Origin of the sequence: Gottfriedia luciferensis (genome assembly GCF_002156865.1) — a bacterium.
GTDB lineage: Bacteria > Bacillota > Bacilli > Bacillales > Bacillaceae_G > Gottfriedia > Gottfriedia luciferensis.
In genome coordinates, this window is sequence record NZ_NCTA01000035.1 from 22,527 (window position 1) to 47,219 (window position 24,693).

21 protein-coding genes, 1 riboswitch and 1 other annotated feature are annotated in these 24,693 nt (G+C 32.0%); of the genes, 5 read left to right on the top strand and 16 right to left on the bottom strand.

Going from position 1 to position 24,693, the window contains the following annotated elements:
* Positions 1-90 precede the first annotated feature (90 nt).
* Positions 91-930: a peptidase MA family metallohydrolase gene (locus tag B7R67_RS17540; protein WP_088072287.1), complete on the bottom strand. Its 840-nt coding sequence runs from the start codon at positions 928-930 to the stop codon at positions 91-93.
* A 691-nt stretch (positions 931-1,621) separates the two neighbouring features.
* Between B7R67_RS17540 and B7R67_RS17550 the strand changes: the two genes are divergently transcribed.
* Together B7R67_RS17550 and B7R67_RS17555 are read left to right on the top strand one after the other, a co-directional pair.
* Positions 1,622-2,659, top strand: coding sequence for an alpha/beta fold hydrolase (locus tag B7R67_RS17550; RefSeq protein ID WP_088072289.1), 1,038 nt, complete (start codon positions 1,622-1,624; stop codon positions 2,657-2,659).
* 53 nt (positions 2,660-2,712) lie between these two features.
* Entirely contained in the window at positions 2,713-3,303 is a 591-nt protein-coding gene (locus B7R67_RS17555; RefSeq protein WP_088072290.1) for a TetR/AcrR family transcriptional regulator, read from the top strand.
* Positions 3,304-3,405: 102 nt separating this feature from the next.
* On the opposite strand, the gene B7R67_RS17560 is transcribed toward B7R67_RS17555, so the two are convergent.
* From B7R67_RS17560 to B7R67_RS17575, 4 genes are all read right to left on the bottom strand, one after another.
* The gene (locus B7R67_RS17560) at positions 3,406-3,732 is read right to left on the bottom strand and encodes a putative quinol monooxygenase (RefSeq protein WP_088072291.1); all 327 of its coding nucleotides are present in this window, start codon (positions 3,730-3,732) and stop codon (positions 3,406-3,408) included.
* A gap of 138 nt (positions 3,733-3,870) precedes the next feature.
* A complete protein-coding gene (locus B7R67_RS17565) occupies positions 3,871-4,107 on the bottom strand; it encodes a DUF3977 family protein (RefSeq protein WP_088072292.1) in 237 nt (78 codons plus the stop codon).
* Positions 4,108-4,148: 41 nt separating this feature from the next.
* Positions 4,149-4,796 carry a hypothetical protein gene (locus B7R67_RS17570; protein WP_088072293.1) on the bottom strand — a complete coding sequence of 216 codons (648 nt, stop codon included), beginning with the start codon at positions 4,794-4,796 and terminating at the stop codon, positions 4,149-4,151.
* A 589-nt stretch (positions 4,797-5,385) separates the two neighbouring features.
* A complete protein-coding gene (locus tag B7R67_RS17575) occupies positions 5,386-5,616 on the bottom strand; it encodes a hypothetical protein (protein WP_088072294.1) in 231 nt (76 codons plus the stop codon).
* Between the two features lie 180 nt (positions 5,617-5,796).
* On the opposite strand from B7R67_RS17575, the gene B7R67_RS17580 reads away from it, so the two are divergent.
* Positions 5,797-6,522 (top strand): YwaF family protein, encoded by a 726-nt coding sequence (locus tag B7R67_RS17580; RefSeq protein ID WP_088072295.1) that lies wholly within the window; start codon positions 5,797-5,799, stop codon positions 6,520-6,522.
* Between the two features lie 89 nt (positions 6,523-6,611).
* On the opposite strand, the gene B7R67_RS17585 is transcribed toward B7R67_RS17580, so the two are convergent.
* Positions 6,612-8,066, bottom strand: a complete 1,455-nt coding sequence (locus B7R67_RS17585; protein WP_088072296.1) for an NAD(P)/FAD-dependent oxidoreductase — start codon at positions 8,064-8,066, stop codon at positions 6,612-6,614.
* A 325-nt stretch (positions 8,067-8,391) separates the two neighbouring features.
* Here B7R67_RS17585 and B7R67_RS17590 point away from each other — a divergent pair, with 325 nt between their 5' ends.
* Entirely contained in the window at positions 8,392-8,838 is a 447-nt protein-coding gene (locus B7R67_RS17590; protein ID WP_088072297.1) for a hypothetical protein, read from the top strand.
* Positions 8,839-9,356: 518 nt separating this feature from the next.
* Here B7R67_RS17590 and B7R67_RS17595 read toward each other — a convergent pair.
* The 7 genes from B7R67_RS17595 to B7R67_RS17625 form a co-directional block, all read right to left on the bottom strand.
* Complete coding sequence (locus tag B7R67_RS17595; protein WP_088072298.1) at positions 9,357-10,490, bottom strand: trans-sulfuration enzyme family protein; 1,134 nt, start codon at positions 10,488-10,490, stop codon at positions 9,357-9,359.
* Positions 10,491-10,495: 5 nt separating this feature from the next.
* Positions 10,496-11,665, bottom strand: a complete 1,170-nt coding sequence (locus tag B7R67_RS17600; protein ID WP_088072299.1) for a trans-sulfuration enzyme family protein — start codon at positions 11,663-11,665, stop codon at positions 10,496-10,498.
* Positions 11,666-11,748: 83 nt separating this feature from the next.
* A riboswitch (SAM riboswitch) is annotated at positions 11,749-11,852 on the bottom strand.
* A gap of 78 nt (positions 11,853-11,930) precedes the next feature.
* On the bottom strand, positions 11,931-14,204 hold the full coding sequence (locus tag B7R67_RS17605) for an ATP-dependent DNA helicase (protein ID WP_088072300.1): 2,274 nt from the start codon (positions 14,202-14,204) through the stop codon (positions 11,931-11,933).
* A gap of 175 nt (positions 14,205-14,379) precedes the next feature.
* Complete coding sequence (locus tag B7R67_RS17610) at positions 14,380-14,907, bottom strand: YcxB family protein (protein WP_088072301.1); 528 nt, start codon at positions 14,905-14,907, stop codon at positions 14,380-14,382.
* 227 nt (positions 14,908-15,134) lie between these two features.
* A complete protein-coding gene (locus tag B7R67_RS17615) occupies positions 15,135-16,922 on the bottom strand; it encodes an ABC transporter ATP-binding protein (protein WP_088072302.1) in 1,788 nt (595 codons plus the stop codon).
* Entirely contained in the window at positions 16,922-18,658 is a 1,737-nt protein-coding gene (locus B7R67_RS17620; RefSeq protein ID WP_088072303.1) for an ABC transporter ATP-binding protein, read from the bottom strand. Before B7R67_RS17620 ends, B7R67_RS17615 begins: the two co-directional genes overlap by 1 nt.
* Before the next feature lie 385 nt (positions 18,659-19,043).
* Positions 19,044-20,669 carry a glycoside hydrolase family 13 protein gene (locus tag B7R67_RS17625; RefSeq protein WP_088072304.1) on the bottom strand — a complete coding sequence of 542 codons (1,626 nt, stop codon included), beginning with the start codon at positions 20,667-20,669 and terminating at the stop codon, positions 19,044-19,046.
* Between the two features lie 409 nt (positions 20,670-21,078).
* On the opposite strand from B7R67_RS17625, the gene B7R67_RS17630 reads away from it, so the two are divergent.
* Entirely contained in the window at positions 21,079-21,591 is a 513-nt protein-coding gene (locus B7R67_RS17630; protein WP_088072305.1) for a DUF3231 family protein, read from the top strand.
* Between the two features lie 48 nt (positions 21,592-21,639).
* On the opposite strand, the gene B7R67_RS17635 is transcribed toward B7R67_RS17630, so the two are convergent.
* The 3 genes from B7R67_RS17635 to B7R67_RS17645 form a co-directional block, all read right to left on the bottom strand.
* Positions 21,640-22,101: a GNAT family N-acetyltransferase gene (locus B7R67_RS17635; protein WP_088072306.1), complete on the bottom strand. Its 462-nt coding sequence runs from the start codon at positions 22,099-22,101 to the stop codon at positions 21,640-21,642.
* 182 nt (positions 22,102-22,283) lie between these two features.
* On the bottom strand, positions 22,284-23,537 hold the full coding sequence (locus tag B7R67_RS17640) for an MFS transporter (protein WP_088072307.1): 1,254 nt from the start codon (positions 23,535-23,537) through the stop codon (positions 22,284-22,286).
* Positions 23,538-23,604: 67 nt separating this feature from the next.
* Positions 23,605-23,850: a binding site (T-box leader), on the bottom strand.
* Between the two features lie 84 nt (positions 23,851-23,934).
* Positions 23,935-24,504, bottom strand: coding sequence for a hypothetical protein (locus tag B7R67_RS17645; protein ID WP_088072308.1), 570 nt, complete (start codon positions 24,502-24,504; stop codon positions 23,935-23,937).
* Between the last annotated feature and the right edge of the window lie 189 nt (positions 24,505-24,693).

Sequence of the window (24,693 nt, forward strand, 5' to 3'; positions counted from 1 at the left end):
TATGTTGTATAAGGAATAACTAACTTTCTTTCATTTATAGGGAGATAAAAATTTTTCTTCCAACTTATTAAAAGTTAGACCAGTTGATTTTTATAAGCTCCCTTTAAAATCTCCTGATGAATTTGTTGAATTTATTATCTCTTTTAAAATTCCTTTTCCATAGTTATCTACAAGGAACTTTATAGCAAAGTATCTTTGCATATATACATTTGTCCCATCTTGAAACCTTGCAGTTTGCCACTGTTCCCCATCAATTAATTGAACAAAAGGTACTACTTTAATATTGGAAATCTCAACAATTGTTTTATCATTTCCGATGTATTCTGAGATACCTTCGTTAAACCATAATGGATACGCTGTGACACCAGCTTTTGAACCTGCTATCATTTGACTGAATACATAATGGGTGTATTCATGTAGAATAAATTTTTGAAAAAAATACAGTGGGGTTTCTCTTCTTTCTAATATCGCTTCTTTATTGTCGTAATTTATTGCCAATAACTTATCAAAATTCGAATAAAAACCTGATACTTCTTTAAGATTACTTAGAGCGTTCATCTCTTCCTTGTCTTTAAATACGAAAAGATCAACAGGTGTTGCTTCTACTATCCCTAGTACTCTTTTGTTTTTATTTATCGCCCATTTTAACGTTTCCTTTGTGATAGGGATGAGTTCTGAAAAATCTTCTGGGTAGTAAATTGTGATGTTATGAAATTTTTCTTTTAATCTACTTTCTTTTAATGCTCTTTCAGCTTTCCCATCAAAATTCTTAGTCAGAAACATCTTAATTGATTCAAAGTAAGTTGAATTTTTATGAGTTTTTTTCTCCAAAGTATTGTGTACAAATACACTTAGACCAATTACAAATAAAATTACGATTAATAATATGGTAGATAAACTGATACCTAAACTTTTAATAACCCTTTTCATTTTGTTAAACATCATTAGATATAAATTATGGAAAATTAATAAATATAAGAATATTCCTATTTTATCATTAAATTTTATTAAACAAAATCGACTCTTCTTAATTAAAACGTTTTTCAACTACTCAAAAAAAAAAAAAAAAAAACAGCTAATGGCTGCTATCAATAGATTTGGATATTTAGATGCTTCCCTCTACTGAGTAAAGAAATAATAACAATAAAATAACGCCAATAAAGTATCTAGAAAAATACTTAAGCGTTTCATTTTCAAATGTCTTAATTAATAAATAAAAAAAACCTACTACCCAGATACTATTTTGAAAGAAAGTCATAATTATATTTCTTATCATATTTGCATAAAAGAATAATCCCATTAAATTACCTCACTATATTGAATTGTAAACTTTTACCAGCTAATACATGACTTATTCTATACAGATACTATTAAATCCTTCCTCCTACCTTTCGCTCACTTTAATGCTATAGCAAGAACATACTCAAAATCGATAAACAATTCTTCATATGTAAATTACATGATAACCACGGTTGTGAAAGTTAAGTTAGGACAAACATCCCTACTAATAAAAATCGGAAAAAAATCAACTATTATTTGACACAAAATTGTAAATACTTCAGTATATTAATTAATGAGTGAGTTACTCACTCATTAATGTACGAAAAGAGGTCATGTATAAATGAGCAAAACGAATCTCCTTCAGCAACTCTTATTCCGAAAGCGAAATCAGCGAAACAATGCCAAAATACTACAACTCAATACTCCGAATAGCATCGTCGAAAGCTGTTATATTAAAATTGGTGGAATTTCTCAATGGATCAGTATTCGTGGTGAGGATCGGAACAATCCCATATTATTATTGATTCATGGTGGCCCAGCTTCCACCTATTCTATCTTCAGTCCTTTATTACGTTCATGGGAAAAGCACTTTGTTGTCGTTCAATGGGATCAACGTGGCGCAGGAAAGACTTTCAGCAAGAATGGGAAAGATGGATGTGGAACGATTACATTTGATCGTCTTGCAAACGATGGGATCGAGTTAACTGAATACTTAACTGAAAAGCTTGGCCAACAAAAAGTTATCCTCATCGGAAGTTCTGTTGGTAGTCTAATTGGTGTCATAATGGCAAAGCTCCGACCGGAACTTTTTTTTGCATATGTAGGGACTGATCAGAATGCCCCAGATTCAAATAATCTTTTGTATGAAATAACAATGAATGCTGTCCACACAGCAGGAAACACGAAAGGTGTTCAATTACTTAACAAAATTGGATCAGATCCATCCCAGTGGAGTCGTAAGGACTTTGATAAAAGGAATCGAATTCTTGTAAAAACAATCAATAAAGTTCCGAATATGATTACAGACTTATTTTTACCTTCTATGCTCTCTTCGCCTGAACATACATTAAGTGATTTATTGGATATATTCAAAGGCATAAATCATACCCTTGACCATTTATATGATGAATTAAAAATTTTTGATATTAAAAAATACGGAACGCAATTTGAGATTCCAGTCTATATTTTTCATGGAGATAACGATATTATCACTCCAACTGAATTGGCGAAAGTTTTTTACGATGAAATAGACGCTCCACAAAAAGATTTTGTCCTAATTAAAAACGCTGGCCATTTAGCATGCTTTGCACGTCCTGATCAGTTCCTAGAGGAGTTGATCACGAGGGTTCGTCCTCTAACTTTTTCAACCCCTAATTAGAATAAATGGTATAATAATCATACTATTTTTGAAAGATTTGGAGGTTGGAACGAGTGTCTCCATTAAACAAACAACAGCTTGATCAAATCCGTGACCAACGCACAGAGCAAATAAAGCAGGCTGCACTTAAAGTGTTTGCCCGCCATGGGTATTCAGGAACGAAAACAAGTATTATTGCAAAGGAAGCAGGTATTAGCGAAGGACTTATTTATCGCTATTTTCATTCTAAAAATGAGCTTTTTTCAACAATTGTTCAAGAATTGATGGAGGAAGCAAAAAGGGAAATTAATAATATACAATACTTACCTGGAACTCCCTTCGAACAAATAAGATACTTAGCAAACAATATGATGGATGAAAATAATATGTACGCATTTATGCTAATGGAACGGGCACGAAAGGCAAAAGATGTCCCAGAAAAGGTCTCTATGATCTTTGAAGAGGTTCCTACAAATGTTCTGATTGAACCTCTTGTTCCCATTTTTATTAAAGGTCAAGAAAAAGGCGAATTTTCATCAGGTGAACCACGAAAGATGTTGTCATGGTTTTTTACTATTATCAATAGTCTTCTCACTCAAGATGAAGTGGATAAAGAGTATGGTCTTCCAGATGTGGATGTGTTAATGCATATTTTGACAAAATGATATTTTTCCACTAAAAGAAACTTTCGATATTTAATTTTGCACCTTCTTATAAAAACACCGTTCCATTTCTGAACGGTGTTATCTGTGTATAGAGTATTCATACTAAATGTCTTTAATACTAGATGCAATTCCCTTTCCGCCCGCTGGATTTAAAGTGCTGATTCTCTCTATTCCTGTAATAATAGGTTTTGCCCGTTTAATTAATGTTTGAGTAGTTTCAAGTGTTAAAGATGCTTGGTGGGCATCTTCATTACTCCATACCTCATAAACGTATACTGAATTTGGTTCATTATCTGAAGTATTTACAATATATAACTCGCAATCCTTCAATTTCTCCAATGATTCAGAAGCTTCTATTAAAATATGTACAAGTTTGTCTCGTTCCCCGTCTTTTGCGATAAATCTGCTAAACAATCCAAATTTGCTCATTTTTTCCTCCTTATTTATGCAACTCATCTTTATAAACTATTAATTCGATATCAATGTACAATTTTCCTATTACCCCATTGATAACTTACTTTACCTTAAGTTTACGAAAAAGGAGGAAAAGCATATAGGATGAGGGTTCTAATAACTACTAAATCCAAAAATAAATTTAATACGATTACGATTCTTTTTTATTCGTTTAAATCCTTCTTTGGTGTCAAATAGTATAACTGTTTTAGCGATCCAAATTCTTATATAAAAAGAATTAATTTTGACAGGTCCAATAATTCCCTTTTGTTCAAATTCAGTCCCATCCTCTAATTCTGTTTCTGTCCTGACTAACCAAGTATTTCCAATCCCAAACTCAATAAATTTCAAACTAATTCTCCTATCCATCCATCAGTTCAATAAGAAAAGTGTTAATGAATGCTATGTTTTTTTTCGCAATACTCTACGATATATTCGTAAATACCTTTATCCCCATTTACTAGGGGCCCTGTGTCACCATTCCTTATGAACTCGTTAGCATTATTTAATGCAGTATTGTATTTCCTACTATGTATATAGGCTAACATTTTCATTAGATCTTCTTGGTAAAAATCTGATTGTCGTATAACAAACTGATTGAAATTCTCTACATTATTTTCCATAGAATTTATAAACGTATTAAAAATATCAATAAATCCTATTACAGTTTGTCGAATATCTTCTTCAATATTAACTAAACTATTTTCAACAATCTTAATTCTTTTGATCGGATAGATTGGCGCTACAAATGCTCCAATTGCTCTTAAGCTCATAGGTTGTTTTGCATTTTCCTTCATATCGAATATTTCCCAAAATAAATCATCATAACTATACGGTTTTATATTACAATTCATACGAATTGAAATTTCATTATCGTCTGTAAAATTAGTCGAATAGACTCCCTCTACAAAAAAATCTCCTACTTTTTTAAATAAGCAGATTGACCTTTTTTTCAAACCAAATTCTTTCGCTAACTCTCTCATAGCCTTTTCTTGAATTTTTTCAATTTCTTTAAATAAAGTCTTTTGTTCTTTTTTCAAAAAAATCGCACCTTTTTCCATCTATTTTTTATCATTCTTTGTATGAAGCAATCTGTTTAATTCTTGGCTCTGTTAAAAAAGAATGTTGATGATTTCCGCTCCAGGATGCCCTAAAGAGCAGGAACAAGGAAAGGCAGGATCAAAGAAAGGAAAAGAAAGGAAAAGAGATTAAAAGACTTTAGAGAATTTTATTAATTTCCTTTCATTATTCCAATCAAGATGTTTTCCCCTTCTTTCCCTGCCTTGCCTGCTCTTCCTGCTTTTTACTTCTCCCACCTTCCACTCCAATCAATGTCTTTAAATTGTATAAAATCTTTCTCAAAAATGTGTTTTGTAAAATATCAACAATCAACATTAACAGAGCATAATTCTTAAAAGAACTTATCAAAAGTCATTAACAATTTCGCCATATATAACAACTAAACTACTATTATTATTTTACCATTCTTTAAAGAGCGATCTCTTCAAATAATTTTTGTAACTTAATTTGCTGAGATTACCCTTGTAATTACATACAAATCAAAAGAAAAACAAGCAGTCACAATGAATTGACTGCTTGTTCTCTTACTAAAAGTTTGAATGAACCCGCCTATTTATTAACATGTTGAATTTCGTGTATTAAAACTTCAAGTCCCCAGTTAAAACGTTCCATTGATTTTGTATCTCCTGAGAACATTTCCTCACCTAGACTAAAAAGAATTGGAAAGAGAACTGGGTCCGCACTTTGAAATGTTTCTTTAACATCAGAAATTTGCATGGTTCCGTGTTTCTTCCTTGAAGTATGCTCAAATGCTACTGAAGAAACATACAACAATAACAAGTCTACGTATTCCTCTTTCTATTTAATACTAACAGAGTTTTTCTATTTAAAGTGGCAATTAAGGAGCACATTCAAGAAAGACACCATTTATTTGAACCTTTACGTCTGTATAGAACTAGCAAAAATTGCCCTAAACTAAGTATACTCTCTCATAAATTCAATTAGTAATGGGGTATAACATTGCAAAAATATTTTCAATTTCATCCAAAATTGGAACCGTTTCGCCTTTTTTCAGGTGAACACCTATTGACCATTGGAATCATTTTAATTCTTGCTGCTCTTATGTTTGTTTTTAGAAAGCAACTTCAGGAGCATGGGAACGTACGAATTATTTGTTTAACTTTAGCGATTCTCTTATTAACTTCTGAATCTTTCTATCATCTATGGCTTTTGTATGAAAATGCTTGGTCGGTTAAAAATGCTTTGCCCCTTCAACTGAGCGATATAGCTGTCATTCTGGCAATCGTAATGCTATTAACGAAAAGCTTCAAAGTGTTTCAATTTATGTATTTTGCTGGTTTAGGTAGTTCCATTCAGGCCATCTTGACACCTGATTTAGGCCCGTATTCGTTTCCACATTTTCGATTTATCCAGTTTTTTGTTTCACATGGTGGAGTCGTACTTGCCTGCTTGATAATGGTCTGGGCTTGTAAATATCGACCAACTATATCTTCAATGTGGCTGACAGTTCTCATTGTAAACATTTATGCAGCTTGTATATTTTTCATTAATAAGTCGTTAGGTGCAAACTACTTGTACATCATGCGAAAGCCAAAAAATGCTTCTCTATTAGATTATCTTGGGACATGGCCATGGTATCTTCTTTCCATCGAATTGGTAATGATTGCGAGCTTTTACCTTCTGTACAGTCCGTTTTGGATAAAAAAGAAATTAGAAAAAGAGTAATCAAAATACTTTATAAGTTTATTAATTAAATATAAATATACAAAAAACCTCTAATGCATACTATTCGCATTAGAGGTCTTCAAAATAAATTATAATGCTACTAATTCTTTCTCTTTCTTTCCAATTTTTGTAACGATATCACGGGCAATCCAAACACCACATGCACTTGCTTGGGCTAATCCACGTGTTACACCTGCTCCATCTCCACCTAAATACAATCCAGAAATTTCACTTTCAAAGTGTTTCGTTAATTTTGGACGAGCTGAGTAGAATTTTGCTTCTACTCCATAGAAAAGTGTATGCTCTGCAGCAATACCTGGCGTTACATGATTTAACGCTTCAACCATTTCAATTAAACTTTTCATAGTATTGTATGGTAAAACTAATCCTAAATCCCCCGGTACAGCTTCTTTTAAAGTCGGTTCTAAGAATCCTTCTTTAATACGTTTTTCTGTTGAACGACGACCTTTTAGAATATCTCCGTATTTTTGTACAATCACTCCACCATGTGAAAGCATGTTTGCAAGACGTGATACTTCATGTGCATATTCATTTGGTTTATCAAATGGTTCTGCGAATTGATGCGATACTAATAATGCAAAGTTTGTATTCGGACTTCCTAATTTTGGATCTTTATACGCGTGTCCATTGGCCGTCATAATTCCAGAGTGATTTTCAACGACAACATGTCCTGAAGGATTACTACAGAATGTTCTGACTTTAGTGCCTACACTCGTATTAAATACGAATTTTCCTTCATATAAATGTTTATTAATTTCTTCCATTACTACATTTGAAGTCTCAACTCGTACACCGATATCAACTTGGTTTGTTGTCATTTTTAAACGACGTTTTTTCATAACATCAGTTAACCATTTTGATCCATCACGCCCTGGTACGATTACAACCTTCTCAGCAAGTAATTCTTCACCATTTTTTAATCTGATTCCTTTTATGATGTGAGTGCCTTCAACCTTTTCAGTTAGTAAATCCTCTACTTCAGTTTTATATTTCATTTCTATTTTTGTTTTTAAAAATTCATAAATACTTTTTAGAATTTCTAAGTTTTGTTCAGTACCTAAGTGTCGAACTTGGGCACGTAATAATTTAAGTCCTGCTGCGTAACCGCGACGTTCGATATCTTTAACTTCTTCAGTTAAAGGATCAGTAATGGATTCAGTTGCTCCATGTTCTAAATTTATTTCATCGACATATTTTATTAATTCAATAACCTCAGAATCTGATAAGTAATCCGTCATCCACCCACCAAATTCACTTGTAATATTAAATTTCCCATCAGAATAAGCTCCAGCACCACCGAAACCATTCGTAATTGAGCAAGCTGGTAAACAACCCGAAAATTCTTTTTTACCTGCAGCAGGTGGACATTTTTCAATTTTCTTTTGTAAAATTGGGCAATGTCTTGCGAAAATATCATGACCTTTATCAACAAGTAGCACTTTTGCATTCGGCATTTTTAAAGTTAATTCATAACAAGTAAAGATTCCAGCAGGTCCCGCTCCTACAACAATAACATCATACATATATATACCCCCAAATAAGGCTTAAATTATTTACTTTTAATCAACCTAAAATAGAATACCATCAAACATAAAACGTTTCAAGTGAAAATACGAACATTTTTATTATTTAACTCAAAAATCATTCGTTTATTTATAAAATAAAACCTTTCCAAAATCTATTTATAAGTTGAAACTAATTTTTTTATTTGAAATTTGATAATTCAAACAAAAATAAATCATTTACCGTTCACTTCAGAAATAGAAATTACCCTTTCTTTTAGAGACACTTTTTCTTTCACTTGAATAGTTATATGAATAACAGATATTTAAATTGGAGTGGAATAATATGCTTGAGGAACATTTCAACGTAAAGGAAGGTACAGAACAAGACCTAAATCAAGAACAAGATCAAGAACAGAAAACAAATACAGAAGATGATGAGTTACAATTAGGACTTGAGAGACAAATTGTTGCTGCTACTTGGGTTAAAACCATCGCACAATTATATGAAGCAATTGCATTATCAAAATTATATACAATCGACAAAGACCCTATTTTTCAAGGAAAAAAAGACATCTTATCAGGAATTTGGATTGGTACAGCTGGTCAAATTTCCGTTGCATTTTTTGTTTCTAAGCAATTGTTCACTTCGAATAAAAAGGATTTACTTGAATTACAAAGAAAAATTGTGCTTTCAGACTCAATTCAATTAGTCGGAAATGCATTAGCATTGATTGGAGCTGCTGAAGTCATCCAAGAAGAAGTTGGTGACGGTGAAATTTTCCTATCATAATAATAGCGAATTATATTAATACTTATGAATTACTGAATTGAGGTTGCCTTTAAAATGTTTACTTTGGGACACCTCTTTTCGTTATATGAAATGAAACGGCTAACTAAATTGAATGTAGTTTTTGATATTACTTTTTAACATAAGTGGGATATCTCTGAGGAACTCTTCAATTGTAGTTGATATTTTAGACCTTTTTATTGATTAGTAGCAGATGATTTTCCATTTATTATGCTATTTTGAAAGAATTAGAGCAAAATTTGCTATTTTTCATTTGTAAGAATCTAAATTTTACACTTTTCAGCGTTATATACTATAACAGGTATGGGAAATTTTTCACTTTATTTGTGATTCTTTAGAATTTAATTGCGATTTTACTAATTTAATTGCGATTCTTACAATTTATTTGCGATTTTGCCATTTTTAATTGCGAATTTCGGAATTTATTTGCAGTTTGCCATGCTTCTCTTTTATTTCTCACTAAAAAAGAGGATCTCCCAAACTGAGACACCCTCTTTCTTTTATGCTAATGCTTTTTTGAAACTTGAAATAAGGTCTTCAACATCCTCTAATCCAACAGATACTCTTATTAAAGTATCCTTTACTCCTAGCCTTTTACGTACATCAATCGGAATTGCAGCGTGAGACATCTTTACAGGGTATGAAACAATCGTCTCCACTCCACCAAGTGAAACTGCAACAGCCACATTTTCAATTGATTGTAAAAAACGTGTTGTTTGTTCGAGCGTTTTTAGCGTAAATGAAAGCACTGCACCGCCGCCTGTAGCTTGTTCAAAATGGATTTCATTCCCTGGATGATGTTTTAAACCTGGGTAAAATACATCTTCAACTTCTTCTTGTTCTAAAAGCCAGTGAGCTAATTTCGAAGCCGTTTGTTCGTACGCATCCATCCGAACCTTTAATGTCTTTAACCCCCTTAAGGTTAGCCAACAATCTTGCGGACCTAAAATTGCTCCAAATGAATTTTGTATCGTATACAAATCACGAGCTAGTTCTTCAGAATTAACAACTGCCAAACCTCCAATGACATCGCTATGTCCTGCAATGAACTTTGTAGCACTATGAACAACAATATCAGCACCAAGGTCTAATGGCTTTTGTAAATACGGTGACAAGAAACTATTATCCACAATGACAATCATTTCATTTTGTTTAGCAATTTTAATTGCTCCACTTAAATCTGTAATTTTTAATAAAGGATTAGAAGGCGTTTCTAAATAAAGTCCTTTTGTAGCTGGTTTAATTGCTGTTTCAATTTCTTCAAGATTTGATGCATCAACAAAAGTGAATTCAATCCCGAAGCGATTTAATACTTTTGTTGCGATTCTAAACGTCCCACCATAAACATCTTCACAAATGACAATATGATCTCCTGCAGAAAATAATGATAAGACCGATGAAATAGCTGCCATTCCTGACGAAAACGCAAAGCCACGCACACCATTCTCTAATATCGCAATCGTATTTTCTAATGCTTCTCTTGTTGGATTTCCACTTCTTGCATAATCATACTTTCCAAAATTTTCAATATCAAACTGGTGAAAAGTTGACGTTTGATAGATTGGAATACTCAACGCACCTGTAGTTGGATCAACTTCATTCCCATTATGGATTAATTTCGTACCAAATTTCATCATCATCACCCTAACGCATTTTCTAAATCATTTAACAAATCATCAATCTGTTCAATTCCAACCGATAAGCGTAACGTATGGTCATCTAGACCAAGCTTTCTTTTAAACTCCTCTGGCATTTCTGAATGAGTCTGAGTATGCGGATAAGTAATAAGTGATTCAACTCCGCCAAGACTCTCAGCAAATGTAATAACCTTAACACTTCCTAAAACTTGTTCAACTAAGCTTAAATCCTTCACTTTAAATGAAATCATTGCGCCAAAGCCGCTTGCCTGCTCTTTAATAATCGAGTGGCCTTTATGTGTTGGTAATCCAACATAATAAACTTCAGTAACATTTGGATGGTTTTCTAAAAACTTTGCCAGTACGATTGCATTTTTTTGACTATATTCCATTCGTAAATGCAATGTTTTAATTCCTCTTAATATTAACCAAGAATCAAAAGGTGCTAATGTTGCTCCCGTCGATTTTTGATAATAACGAATTCTTTCATTCGTAGATTCTGAATTCGTCACGACGAAACCTGCAAGCGTATCATTATGTCCGCCTAAATACTTTGTTCCACTATGAACAACTAGATCTGCACCTAATTCAATCGGTCTAAAGAAATAAGGTGTTAAGAAAGTATTATCTACAATTACAAGAATGTCTCTTTCCTTCGCAATTTCTACGACTCTTTTTAAATCAGTCACTTTCATCATTGGGTTAGAAGGAGTTTCAATAAAGATCCCTTTTGTATTCGGTTGTAGTGAATCTAGTATGTTTTCGATTTCAGTCGTATCTACAAAATTATGTTCTAATCCGTATGGAGAATATATTTCTTCGAATAGTCTATATGTACCGCCGTAAAGGTCGTCGGATACGATTAAATGATCGCCTTTTTTAAATAGGCTTAACACCGCAGTAACAGCAGCATTTCCCGTTGCAAATGCAACACCATAATTAGCATTTTCTAATTTTGCAACTGTATTTTCTACTTCTTCACGAGTCGGATTTTGTAACCTTGCATAATCATAGCCAGTAGATTGATGGAGTCCAGCATGTTTGAATGTAGCAGATTGATAAATAGGATAACTAATCGCACCAGTTAATGGATCAAATCCTTTACTTCCATGAACAGCAATCGTTTCAATTGATTTTTGATTCGTGTTTAGAGCTACTTTCGTATTTGTCATTGTTATATCCCCCATTTTAGTCAAAATAAAAAACCACTTCCTAAAAAATAAGAAGTGGTTATGTCAGCAAAATAAACATATCGTTCTTATCTTCCAGGTAATTTACCTGCAGGATTTAGCACTTTCTAGTTTTCACTAGAGTTGCCGGGTTTCGTCGGGCCAGTCCCTCCACCGCTCTTGATAAGAATATTAAATTATATTGTTAAGTATATTAAAAACTCTGATAATTATCAATTATTTTTTCGAATTATTTAAAAACTTTTTTTTATTTCCATTCATCAGGTAATAATATTTGATAAAGTGAACTTTTATATCGGTCATCAATTAGTAATAAAGTCCCTTTATCTGTTTCTGACCGAATTACTCTTCCACCTGCTTGCATTACTTTATTCATACCAGGAAATACATATGAATAGTAATACCCATTTTTCCCAACTGAATTAAAATGATCCTTTAAAATATTTCTTTCTAAACAAATTTGAGGCAATCCTACACCGATCACTATAACACCATTCAATCGATCACCTTTTAAATCAATTCCTTCTGAGAAAATTCCACCTAACACAGCAAACCCAACAAACGTTTCCTCATTATTGCTATCAAAATTCAAAAGAAACTCTTCTCGTTCCGTTTCAGTCATACCATTTTCCTGTATAATTGTTTTTACATTTGGATATTTCACTTGAAATAATTCAATACTTTGAAGTAGATATTGATAAGAAGGATAAAAAACTAAATAATTCCCCTTTCTCTTCGCAATCTCCTTATAGATTGAATCAACTAATCTCTCTAGATTTCTTTCTCTGTCTTGAAATCTTGTTGATAAAGGATTAATCGTTACCTCTAGTTGTTCCTTTTTAAATGGAGTATCAATATTTATTGTATAATCGCGATTTTGATCACCAAGCATATCTTGAAAATATTGAATTGGCGTTAAAGTTGCTGAGAAATAGATTGTAGAACGAAACCTTTTAATCACATCATTTACTACTTTAGAAGGATCAAGGCAAAAGAGTTTCAAATGAACTTCACTCTTGTACATTTCAAAGTAACAAACATAATTTTCGTCATAAAACTCAGCCATTTTCACAAAGTTAAGTGACTCAAAGTAGGTTTCTAAAAGAGTTTCTTTCTTTTCATCTTCATCCATTTCCTGTAATTTGATTTCTGTTATTTCATTAAATTGGTTCAACAATTCGATTAAATCTTCATCTAATTCCTTTGAAACCGGCGAAGTTACCTCATTCCATTTTTTTCTTATCTCAATAAATCGTTTATTTATTTCATTTATTATCGTAAAAAATTCATCTTTTGAATTTTTATATGCATTTTTTAATTCCAAAAACTTAGACTTAAATAAACTTGCAGAATACATTTCTCTCGCACGGTCAACAAGATTATGAGCTTCGTCGATTAATAATACAGAATTCCGCTTGTGTTCATCAAATAAACGTTTTAACGAAACTCTAGGATCAAAAATATAGTTTACATCACATATAACTGCGTCTGAAGAATTTAATAGATCCAAAGAATATTCAAATGGACATACTGTATGTTTACGAGCAAATTCTTCAATTTTCTCTCTCGTCAGAAGTTTTTCAGATGAAAGAATATCTAGGACAGCATCGTTTATCCGGTCGTAATAACCATTGGCGAATTCACAAAATTCCTTTTGACACATCGTTTCTTCTTTAAAGCAGATTTTATCTTTTGCTGTAATCGTTGTACATGAGATACAAAGTCCTTGATCCGTCATTCGTTTAAATGCTTCTTCAGCTACCGTTCTCGTAATTGTTTTAGATGTTAAATAAAACATCCGATTCAGATTATTTCCACCTATACTTTTAACAGTTGGGAAAATCGTTGAGACAGTTTTACCAATTCCAGTTGGGGCGACGGCAAATAAATTATTACCTTCTTGAATTGTTTGGTATACGGCACCTGCTAACTTTCTTTGCCCCTTTCTAAAGGAAGGAAAAGGGAATGTTAAGTCTTTAATCGTTTGGTTACGTAACTCAATATGATCGTATTTCCATTTTGCAAATGGATAATAGATTTCTAACATTTTATATACGTAATTTGTCAATTCATCTTTTGTAAAAATTAAAGTAAAACTTTTCTTTTGCTCGTTTAGAATATTACTATATGTAAGCAGAATTTTAATCTTTTCAAGTTGTAATTCTTCACAAATAAAATATCCATAAACTTTCGCTTGAGCCCAATGAACTGGATAAGAACTTTCATTTATTTCCTCTAAATCCTTCATTGTAGATTTAATTTCTTCTATTATATATTCATCATCTCTAAGTAATAATCCATCACAACGTCCTTCAATTTTAAACTCTAATTGATCAAACTGAACGATGCCAGAAATTTGCCTTTCTTTAACATCTAATTCCCCATATTCACTTTGGATTTTTTGATGGGCTTTCGTTCCTTCAATTAATGAAACTGAACTTTTGTAGGTTAAATCAATACTTCCCGCTGTATGAGCATACTCAACTAGCGAACGCACTGAGACTTTTACACACTTTTCCAATTGAGTAGCCCCCTTTTTGTTCATTTTAACATATTTCATCTTTTTTGATTAAGAAACGAAATGAAACAATTCAAATGTAGTTTTTTTAAAAAGTGTACCTACACTCATACAAAAATAAAAAGTTCAAGTTACGAATATACTTGAACTTGGTTACTGTATTTATTTGTTATTACTTTCAAATGTATGAAAGTTGGATATTATTTTCCCTGTAAAAATGCATTAGTTTCTCCATATCATCTTTTATTGCTTCTAATGGTATTATGATAGCTTGCATACTAGAAAAGTAAATGTAGAAATAACCTATTGTACCTTTTACTTCTACTATATTATCCCACTTAATTTCATGAACACTTGATTGAGTTATTTCTTTCATTCCATTTTCATCAATTTTAAGCAAATGTTCTCCGAATAGTACATGATCGTCCTTTTCAGATAAGTGTTTAATCATTTTGTTTTTAGCTGAACGGTAAAAATATTTTGGAAAAAATAGAAACCAGAGGATTGAGGCTAAAGAAAAGGTAATTAGATACCACAATAGAGGCAGATTAAAAAAATAGGAAATTAAAAATGGTAATATCAAGTAAATTAGACTTACGACAATTCTTTGTTTCCATAAAGATTTTTGTACAGTTTTGGAGTGCATTAGATGATGCAAATTAAATTCAATATAATCTTCCAAATTGATTTCATAATTAATTTTCATAATTTACCCCCATTTCACTTTTCAATTTATTAACAATATTCTATCATTAGAGCTAAAAGGAGTATAAAGAAATTTATGGTACTTTTTTTAAATCGCCTTTTCAAGATTCATAGTAATACGTCATATATTAAAAGTTAAATTTATTTATTTCAACTGTGAAAAAATAGGATTACTATTTAAATGACAAAAAGCAAATCCAAATCGGATTTGCTTTTTTTTAATGCATCTTACGCACCATCATTTATGAAGCTATACTGCGCCATGTACAGCTTATAATAATGGCCTTTTAATCTTAATAATTCTTCATGCGTTCCGCTTTCTTCGACGTTACCATTTCCTATCACCATGATTTTGTCACAGTCACGGATTGTCGATAGTCGGTGGGCAATTACAAATGATGTACGACCTTCTAATAATTTCTCGATTCCATTTTGTACTAGCTTCTCTGTATGAGTATCAATATTCGATGTAGCTTCATCTAAGATTAATATTCTAGGATTAGCAAGTAAAGCTCGTGCAAATGAGATTAATTGTCTTTGACCTAATGATAGTCTAGAACCCCTCTCATTTACATCAGTATCGTATCCGTTCTCCATCTTTATGATAAAATCATGTGCATGAACTGCTTTCGCTGCAGCGATTACCTCTTCATCTGTCGCATCTAATTTTCCATAACGAATATTTTCCATAATAGAAGTTGAGAATAGGAATGTATCTTGTAGCATGATCCCCATTTGACTTCGATAAGATTCTAAATCTACCTTTTTTATGTCATTTCCATCTACTAAAATTTCACCTTTAAGTGGATCATAGAAACGACTAAGTAGCGATACTATTGTCGTTTTACCAGCACCCGTTGCACCAACTAACGCAATTTTTTCACCAGGATTAATGGTGAAGTTTACATTTTTTAATACTGTTGAATTTTCATCATAACCAAATGTCACATTATTAAATCGAACTTCACCATTTATACGTCCAATTGGTTGTGCATTTTCTTCACTAATAATTTCAGGATCAATATCCATAATGTCAAAAATGCGATCAGCTGCTGAGAAGTTTGATATTAATGTATTATAAAAGTTTGATAAGTTCATAATTGGTCGCCAGAACATCCCAATATACATTGAAAATGCAATCAGTGTTCCAACTTCAATTTCCTGACTAGTTACTAACTTATATCCTACATAAAATACAATTACAGTACCGACACCCCATGATAGCTCAACTAATGGCCAAAAGAAGTCATTTAGTTTAACTGCTCTCATAAATGAACCCATTAACTCAGATACCTTTTCTTTGAAGTCCTTCTCCTTATCTTTTTCTTTTGCGAAGGACTGAACTACTTTAATACCTGAAAAATCTTCATGAATAAACGCGATTAAATTTGAACGTTTTTTACGATAATCATCCCAACGTTTACGTGCATGTGTTTCGATATAAAACATTGCAACAGCTAAAAATGGAAGAATTGATACTGATGCAATTGCTAGCTTAACGTTTAAGATAAACATTACAACCGTAACACAGACTAAACTTAGTAATTCAGGAATTAATGTTTGAATACTTTGGTTGAATAAGTTTTGAAGAGCACTAATGTCTCCCATAACACGAGCCAAAATTTTTCCAACTGGTCGATTATCAAAAAATGTAAATGATAACTTTTGAATATGTGTATATAATTCATGTCGAATATTTACTAAAATATTATTTGTGACTGAACTGATCAACGTCCATCGTATTTTAGATGCTAACATCGCTAAAAAGTTTAGTCCTAATAATACAGCACCTATCATGATTAAACCTTTGACATCATGATTTTTTATATTTGTATCAATCGCTACTTTTAATAGATAAGGGTTTAATATTCCAATCACCATTACAAATAACATTAGGCAGATGACTGTGAAGGTTTTTAATTTATATGGTTTTAAATAAGTCCCCAGCCTAAGAATAAGCTCAGTTTTACTACGATTTAGTTGGTCTTCATCACGATTTATCGTATTTTGTGCCATTAGACCACCCCACTTTCCATTGTTTCAAAATCTTTAAATTGTTCTTCATAAACTTCAAAGTATTTACCTTTTTTATCAAGTAACTGTTTATGATTTCCTTTTTCTACGATTTCTCCATTTTCAACAAATAAAATTAAATCGGCATTTTTCACCGCTGAAATACGATGAGCAATAATAAATGTTGTACTATGTGAGAAACGTTTATTTAAATTGTGTAATAATTCGTATTCAGTTTCCATATCTAAAGCAGACGTTGCATCATCTAAAATTAAAATTGGAGCTTTACGTAATAAGGCTCGCGCAATTGAAATACGTTGTTTTTGTCCACCCGATAACCCAATTCCTCGTTCACCAATTTCGGTATCAAATCCTTCTTCTAGCTCTTCAATAAAGTCTAGACAACAAGCAATACGACATGCTTCTCGGATTTCATCCATCGTTGCCTCTGGATTTCCTAGTTTAATATTATTTTCAATCGTATCTGAGAATAAGAATGTATCCTGTGAAACTAGTGACATATTTTGGCGTAAGGATGTTAAATTAAAATCTTTTACGTTTACCCCATCTACTAAAACTTCACCTTCTGCCACATCGTATGAGCGACCAATTAAGTGAAGAATAGAAGATTTACCGGCACCCGTCGTCCCCATAATCGCTACTTTACTTCCACTTGGAATAAATAGATTAATATCTTTTAAGACGATCTCTTCATTATATTTAAAACTTACATTTCTATATTCAACAGATCCGTCAACAAGATTTGGAGTATAAGCTCCTTCTTTATTTTCAATTTCTGTTTTACGATCTAAAATTTCAAAAATCTTTTTAGCTGAAGCTTGGTTTTTAGATAGTACGTCTGTTAACCATCCTAACATTCTCATTGGCCAGATTAAGTTCCAAATGTATCCACTAAACGCAACCAGTTCACCTAAAGTCATGCTGTGCTGTAACACAAAATATCCCCCAATTATAATCATTGCTACTAAAGCAACATTTGTTAAAAATTCAATATTAGGGAAGTATTTACGCATTGTTTTAGCTTGAGCCATATTTAGGTCATAATAACCGCGATTCATTTTCAAAAATTTTAATGTTTCATGTTTTTCTCTAGCGAATGCTTTAACTAATCTTACTCCAGCAATATTTTGTTGAGCTGTCGTATTAATTTCAGCTGTATGGTCACTTATTTTTCCGTAACCTTTATTTAGTAAACGATTTAAACGAGTTCCCATGTATCCAATAGGAATCATAATCGCTAAGCAGATAAGTGCTAACTTCCAGTTAATCACAAATAAAATGATTGTACTTGCTATAAAATAAATCATATTTTCAACAAATAGCCTTAAACCAAAGGCAATTGTTTGCCAGATATTTTCAACATCCTCATTAATTCTTGAAAGTAATTCCCCTGTATTCATAGAGTCAAAATATTTAAACTCAAAGCTTTGAATATGCTTGAACATATCATTCTTAATATCTTCATGAACTTCAGAACTCACTAAATCATATAAATATTCTTTTACATAACCAAGAATTGATTTGACTAATGTTACACCAATAATTCCTCCGATTACCGGAACAACTACTGATGCTTTCCCTTTCGTAATTCCATCATCGACTAAAACCATTTGTAAATAAGGAATTAAGTGATCTACCCCAATTACTAAAATCATTGAAATCGATCCAATAATAAATGAAAACTTATGTTTTAAAACATATTTTAAAATTCGTGACAATTTTTGTACCTCCTTTGTATCAATCAACCTAACTCTACGCAACCCTCCACTTTTTTTGACAATAAAAAGACCATGGGAAATTTTTCCAATCCCCATGGTCATAAAAAAGCAATGCATCAAAACAAGCTAAATTACCTTTACCTGTTTTTGACACAAAAAAGCCATGGGGAATATAAACCCATGGCTAAATCGTCAAATGAAATCAAAATTTCAACGTGGTCCGTCCTGCGTAGAGATAGGGTTCATGTTCATTATGAAATTATTTTTTGCATTTCCATTTAAATTTCTTACAATCATCATGTTAACCTACCTCCTTTTTATTTGATAATCTTATCATATACGAATGCACCAAAAAATGTCAAACTATTTTTAATAAATTTATAATTTAAATTTTATAAACAATTGCTTCAAATGGTCTAAGACTTAAGTTCTCTATAGAAAAACTAGAATTTTTGTAATTACTTAATAAGATACTTACTTCATGTACACCACGATTATAACTAAATTCTGCATTTTCTTTCGTAAAATTAGCAACTACTAACAGTTTTTCTCCGTTCAGTTCACGTGTATAAGCAAATATTTTGTCGTCATTTTCTGCTAGCATTTCAAAAGATCCATATACGATTACTGGTAATTTTTTACGCAACTCAATTAATTGACGGTAATGATTAAAAATAGAATCAGGATCATTAACTGATTCTTCAACATTTATCTCTTTATAATTTGAATTCACCATTAGCCATGGTTGACCTTTCGTAAAACCTCCATGAATTTCTCCACTCCATTGCATAGGTGTACGAGCATTATCTCTACCTTTAGCGTAAATTGATTCCATTATGTCTTCATGCTTGTATTCTTTTGAAATACGGTCTTTATACATATTTTTCGTTTCAATATCATCATATTCTTCTATCTTTTCAAATTGAATATTTGTCATTCCAATTTCTTCACCTTGGTAAATATAAGGTGTACCTTGCATGACATGTAATAGCGTAGCAAGCATCTTGGCACTTTCTTTACGATATTCCGTATCATTTCCCCATCGTGAAACAATTCGTGGTAAATCATGATTATTCCAAAACAAACTATTCCAAGCCTTTCCATCGAGCTGTGTTTGCCACTTATTAAAAACTTCTTTTAATTCTAAAAGGTTTAATGGTTTTAAATCCCATTTCTCTTTACCTTCTTGTTGATCAAGTAGTATATGTTCAAATTGGAAAATCATACTTAATTCATGTCGATCAGGATCAGAATATAATTTTGCAATTTCTGGTGTTGCTCCCCATGTTTCACCAACTGTCAAAACGTCACGGTTTCCAAAAGTTTTTTTATTCATTTCTTGTAAATAGTCATGTAGTTTTGGACCATTTGCGGTAATTTCTTGATCAGGTAGTTTCCCTATTAAATCAATTACATCCATTCTGAATCCGCCTATCCCTTTATCAAGCCAGAAATTCATCATGTTATAAACTTCTTCATGTACTTTAGGATTCTCCCAATTTAGATCTGGCTGTCTTTTGCTAAATAAATGAAGGAAATATTGACCTGACAATTCATCATATTCCCAGGCACTACCACTGAAAACCGATGGAATATCATTTGGTTCTTTTCCATCTACAGGATCTCTCCAAACATAATAATCTCTGTAAGGATTATCCTTACTTTTTCGAGATTCAACGAACCAATTATGCTCATCAGATGTATGGTTTACAACTAAATCCATCACAATTTTAATTCCACGATTATTTGCTTCATTAATCAGTTCATCCATATCGTTCATTGTTCCAAACTCTTCCATAATGTCACAATAATCGCTAATATCATAACCATTATCATCATTTGGAGATTTATATACAGGACTTAACCAAATTACATCAATTCCTAAAAGCTTTAAATAATCAAGTTTTTCAATAATCCCCTTTAAATCACCGATACCGTCTCCATTGCTATCCATAAAACTTCTTGGATAAATTTGATAAACTACACTATTATGCCACCATTTTTTCTCCATTTTATTGCCTCCAGCTTTTATGTAAATTTTGTTTTCTCTTGAAATTACGCTCCCTTTTGTCAATCTATCTAACTACTAAATAAAATAAATTGGGCCTTTAAATCAGGTACGTGAAATTTCTATTATGTACATTTGTTATTAAATTAGTGCAATCGTATGCACATTTTACTTCTACGAGTTCATGTCTATTTATCATAAAACCGCTTTCATTATTATTTTAACAAGAATTTTTGTTTATGCAAACATTTACATAATTCTTTTTTTGTCTAATTTTAAAAGTACATTCACAAAGTTAAATGTAAAAGTTTTTAATAAAGTATATAATCCTCCAGATGTTACATAATACCTTTGTAAAATCCTTTTAAAGGAGCCTTTTATGAATTTTTTTTCAATAGGGAGGAATTTATTTATGGGAATATTAAGTGGAAATCCAAAAGATGAGCCCTTACATTACGGTGAAGTATATGGACTTTGGAGTCATTTAGCAACTACAAAAGCAGGTGTAGATACTTATCAAGTATATATCAATCATACTGGTGATGAAGATTTACGATCTTTCCTAAAACAAGTTATTGAAACTTCAATGAAACCTGCAATTAAAGAGGTTGAGGAAGTCTTGATACATAATGATATCGCAGTCCCACCTAATCCAGCAGAAAGACCTGAGGCCGATTTAGAAAAAATTCCTCCTGGTGCAAGATTACAAGATGTTCAAATTGCATATATAGTTGCAGCAGAAATTGCTGCAGGCATTACAGGCAATGCTGCATTAATGGCACAATGTATTCGAGAAGACATTGGTTTAATGTTTGCAGGATTTGGTGCTAAGAAAGCAAAAGATGGAGCCCAATTACTTCAAATGATGAAAACAAAAGGATGGTTAGTGCCACCACCACTTCATTTGGATACAAAACATCAATAAATAATAAAGCAACCTGCATTCATTCTAATGCAGGTTGTTTGATTTGTCCTATTTAGTCGTCTTAATATCTAATACAACTGCCATTTCTTTACCAAATCTGTCGCCATGATCAATAAATCCTAAGCTTGAATATAAATTATGCGCTCCTAAGTTTTCAGGATGATAACCTACAATAATTTTTTTCGCATTCGGTAGTTTAGTAATTTCATGAATCATTAACTGAGTAGCAATTTTGCCTAATCCTTGTTGCTGAAAGTTTTTATCAATCATTATTCTATAAATCCAATGGCCCCCAAGCTCTTCTTCAATTGTATTAAACATTAAAAATCCAACTGTTTTACCTTCAAGTTGAATTAAAAATGGTTGCAGAGAAGATTCAAACTTTGATTGAGCAATCGAGATTGCATTAGGTTCTATGTAACCCTTTTGATCTTCCGATACCTCTAATTGACAGCATTCATACCAATTTTCTGCATTTAATTCCACAAGCTTTACTTTTTTATTTTGCATAAATTCTCCTTTGATCTAGTTCATTGAGTATATTTTCTCCAATTAAATTTTAACAAATATTTCCAATTAATAATTGCTTCGTTCTTCCTATTTAATAATTCTGCAAAATCACTAGATAAAAGTAACTTATACTAAAATGACCCGCAAATGAATAAATTGCTTAAGTTCAAAGAGTATCATTTTTAATCAGTACTATTTAATTTATACTCAATGATTCTGAAATAGCTATCCCCTGAGGGGCGTAGAATAAATCCTCCTAATAAAAGAGCTAAAAATAGCATCATTAAACTTCCAGTAATTACTGATATTTTAACTGTAATAAAATGAGTAGATAATCCGATTAGTATAGTTGTAGAGATTACTAAAACCGCTTCAACGAATCCATAAATACTTCCAACTCTTCCCATAATGTTCGTATTTACATTTGATTGGTAAAAAGTATCAAATCCTGTATTAGCAAAGGACAATGAAAATGATAATATGAAAAATCCGAGAGCAGCAATTGAAAAAGTATTAGAATATGAATAGATAATATAGCCAATTGATACAAAAATAGTACCAATACCTAATAACCAAGAAGTTTGAAATTGCTTTGAAAAAAATGTATTTATAATTGCTCCAATTCCGATCCCTGCACCAGCAATACTTACAAGAATTCCATATTCTGTATTAGATAAATGAAGAACAGTCTTTGAAAATACTGCCTCTAATGAATCAACACCAGCCGTTAAAACTAATAAGCCATTAAACAAGAAATAAATTGTCATGACGTATGATGATTTACGACTAAATCGTAAAACTTCAGTAAAATCTTTCTTAATCAGCCTGAATGTCAGCTTCTCTTTTTTTACATTTTGTACGATTAACTCATCTAAATTTGGTAAACAAGCAGTTAGTATTCCTGAAATGATAAACGAGAGCGCATTTATATAAATTGCAAACTTTGGCGTGCCGATCATAAACAGTAATCCTGCAATAGCCGGTCCAGTAAGAAATCCTCCAGATTGAACTAAACTACGTAACGCATTAAAGCGTAACCTCATATCTTTAGGAATTAATTTAGTAATATACGTGATAGATGTTGGGTAAAATATTGAACTTGCCATATTCACGATAAATACGATTCCAAAAATGAGATAGAGAGACGAAATACTTGGTAATAAAAGAATTAGCAATCCTCTTAAAACATCTAAAATGACCATCAAATTCCTCTTATTCATACGGTCAATTAAACTACCTGCCCATAAATTCGTTAGTAAAGTTGCAAGTGGTTTTAAGACATATAGAATCGATATCGCCATGACAGACTTTGTCATATCAAGAATGATTAAATTTAATGCGATTAAATAAATCCAATCCCCAATATTTGAAACACCTATTCCAAATAGTAATAATAAAGGATTTTTCCAGGATATTAGCTTCTTATTATTTTCCATTTTTTCACCCCTGATTTAAAATTTTTTTATTTCTTGCAAATAAAAAACTCGCCCCCAAGACCGTAGTCTTGAGGACGAGTTTACTAAATCGTGGTGCCACCCCAGTTCGTTAATATGTCATCATATTAACCTCAATAAGTATATTAAAAATATACCTATGCTCTATAACAGGAGCACCTGTCATACCATCTCCACCATTGGTCCGATATGAAACTCAGAGTCTTGTTTCAATAGATTAATCATACTCCTTTTCAGCAAACGGAGCTCTCTGTAATGAATAAATTCTATTTACTCTTCTCTTCAAAGTTTTTCGTTTTTTTTATTTATATTATTATAACTTTTCTGTCAAATTTGTCTATTGTTTTTTCTTCTATAAATCTAAATTCTATCTACTTTATTAGGAGACAGAAATGATACCGCCTACTGGGACTGGGATTGCTGGACCGTTTACTTCTATTTCTGCATCAACAAACAATGCATGAGGGAAAGTCGCCCCCGCATTATTAAAAGCCAAATCTGGTCCACCGCCAAATATTCTCCCAGCAATCACTTCAACACTAAGTTTATTTTTCTTTTCTTTGCGGTCAATATCACCCCAAAACGAAAAACGCCATGTTCCGAAAGCTGGAGGAGAAGAAGGACCGGTCACTACGATGACGAGGCTATGGTGAGGGAGAACTTTTACTGTCCAGTAACCAATTGATGGGGACGAAATTTCCGGGTTTTGAACACCAGCCGGTACTCCAGGAGGGGAAAATTCAACTAGGAATTTCGCTGTAAGCACTTTTGAACTAGGATTTTTGAAATAAATGTTGATTATATCATTACTATCTGGTACTTGGTTATCAACAGGTACATGAAATACACCAGTAGTAATTGCTTTCACGACTCTATCACCTCCTTTTTTATCATCACACTCTTCAGATGAATATTTTCCAAAGAAAATTTCTTCTAAGTCTTTTCCCAATAAAATCCTTCCTTTCAATTAAATTAGAGACATCCATAAATAATATGCTAAAAGAGTAAAACTGCTTGTACACAAATCTATAATCCTTTATCCTATTAAACTATCATTTAAATTAAATGAAAAAAGCCGTATATAAACGGCCATGTTCATGTACTTCAAATAAAGAATGAGCTAAATGGACCAAATAAT

Coding starts and splice junctions, on each gene's coding strand:
- B7R67_RS17595 (WP_088072298.1), bottom strand. CDS start 10,490: ATGAAATTTGGTACGAAATTAATCCATAATGGGAATGAAGTTGATCCA.
- B7R67_RS17600 (WP_088072299.1), bottom strand. CDS start 11,665: ATGACAAATACGAAAGTAGCTCTAAACACGAATCAAAAATCAATTGAA.
- B7R67_RS17590 (WP_088072297.1), top strand. CDS start 8,392: ATGCTTGAGGAACATTTCAACGTAAAGGAAGGTACAGAACAAGACCTA.
- B7R67_RS17615 (WP_088072302.1), bottom strand. CDS start 16,922: ATGGCACAAAATACGATAAATCGTGATGAAGACCAACTAAATCGTAGT.
- B7R67_RS17640 (WP_088072307.1), bottom strand. CDS start 23,537: ATGGAAAATAATAAGAAGCTAATATCCTGGAAAAATCCTTTATTATTA.
- B7R67_RS17630 (WP_088072305.1), top strand. CDS start 21,079: ATGGGAATATTAAGTGGAAATCCAAAAGATGAGCCCTTACATTACGGT.
- B7R67_RS17635 (WP_088072306.1), bottom strand. CDS start 22,101: ATGCAAAATAAAAAAGTAAAGCTTGTGGAATTAAATGCAGAAAATTGG.
- B7R67_RS17625 (WP_088072304.1), bottom strand. CDS start 20,669: ATGGAGAAAAAATGGTGGCATAATAGTGTAGTTTATCAAATTTATCCA.
- B7R67_RS17585 (WP_088072296.1), bottom strand. CDS start 8,066: ATGTATGATGTTATTGTTGTAGGAGCGGGACCTGCTGGAATCTTTACT.
- B7R67_RS17550 (WP_088072289.1), top strand. CDS start 1,622: ATGAGCAAAACGAATCTCCTTCAGCAACTCTTATTCCGAAAGCGAAAT.
- B7R67_RS17610 (WP_088072301.1), bottom strand. CDS start 14,907: ATGAAAATTAATTATGAAATCAATTTGGAAGATTATATTGAATTTAAT.
- B7R67_RS17560 (WP_088072291.1), bottom strand. CDS start 3,732: ATGAGCAAATTTGGATTGTTTAGCAGATTTATCGCAAAAGACGGGGAA.
- B7R67_RS17540 (WP_088072287.1), bottom strand. CDS start 930: ATGAAAAGGGTTATTAAAAGTTTAGGTATCAGTTTATCTACCATATTA.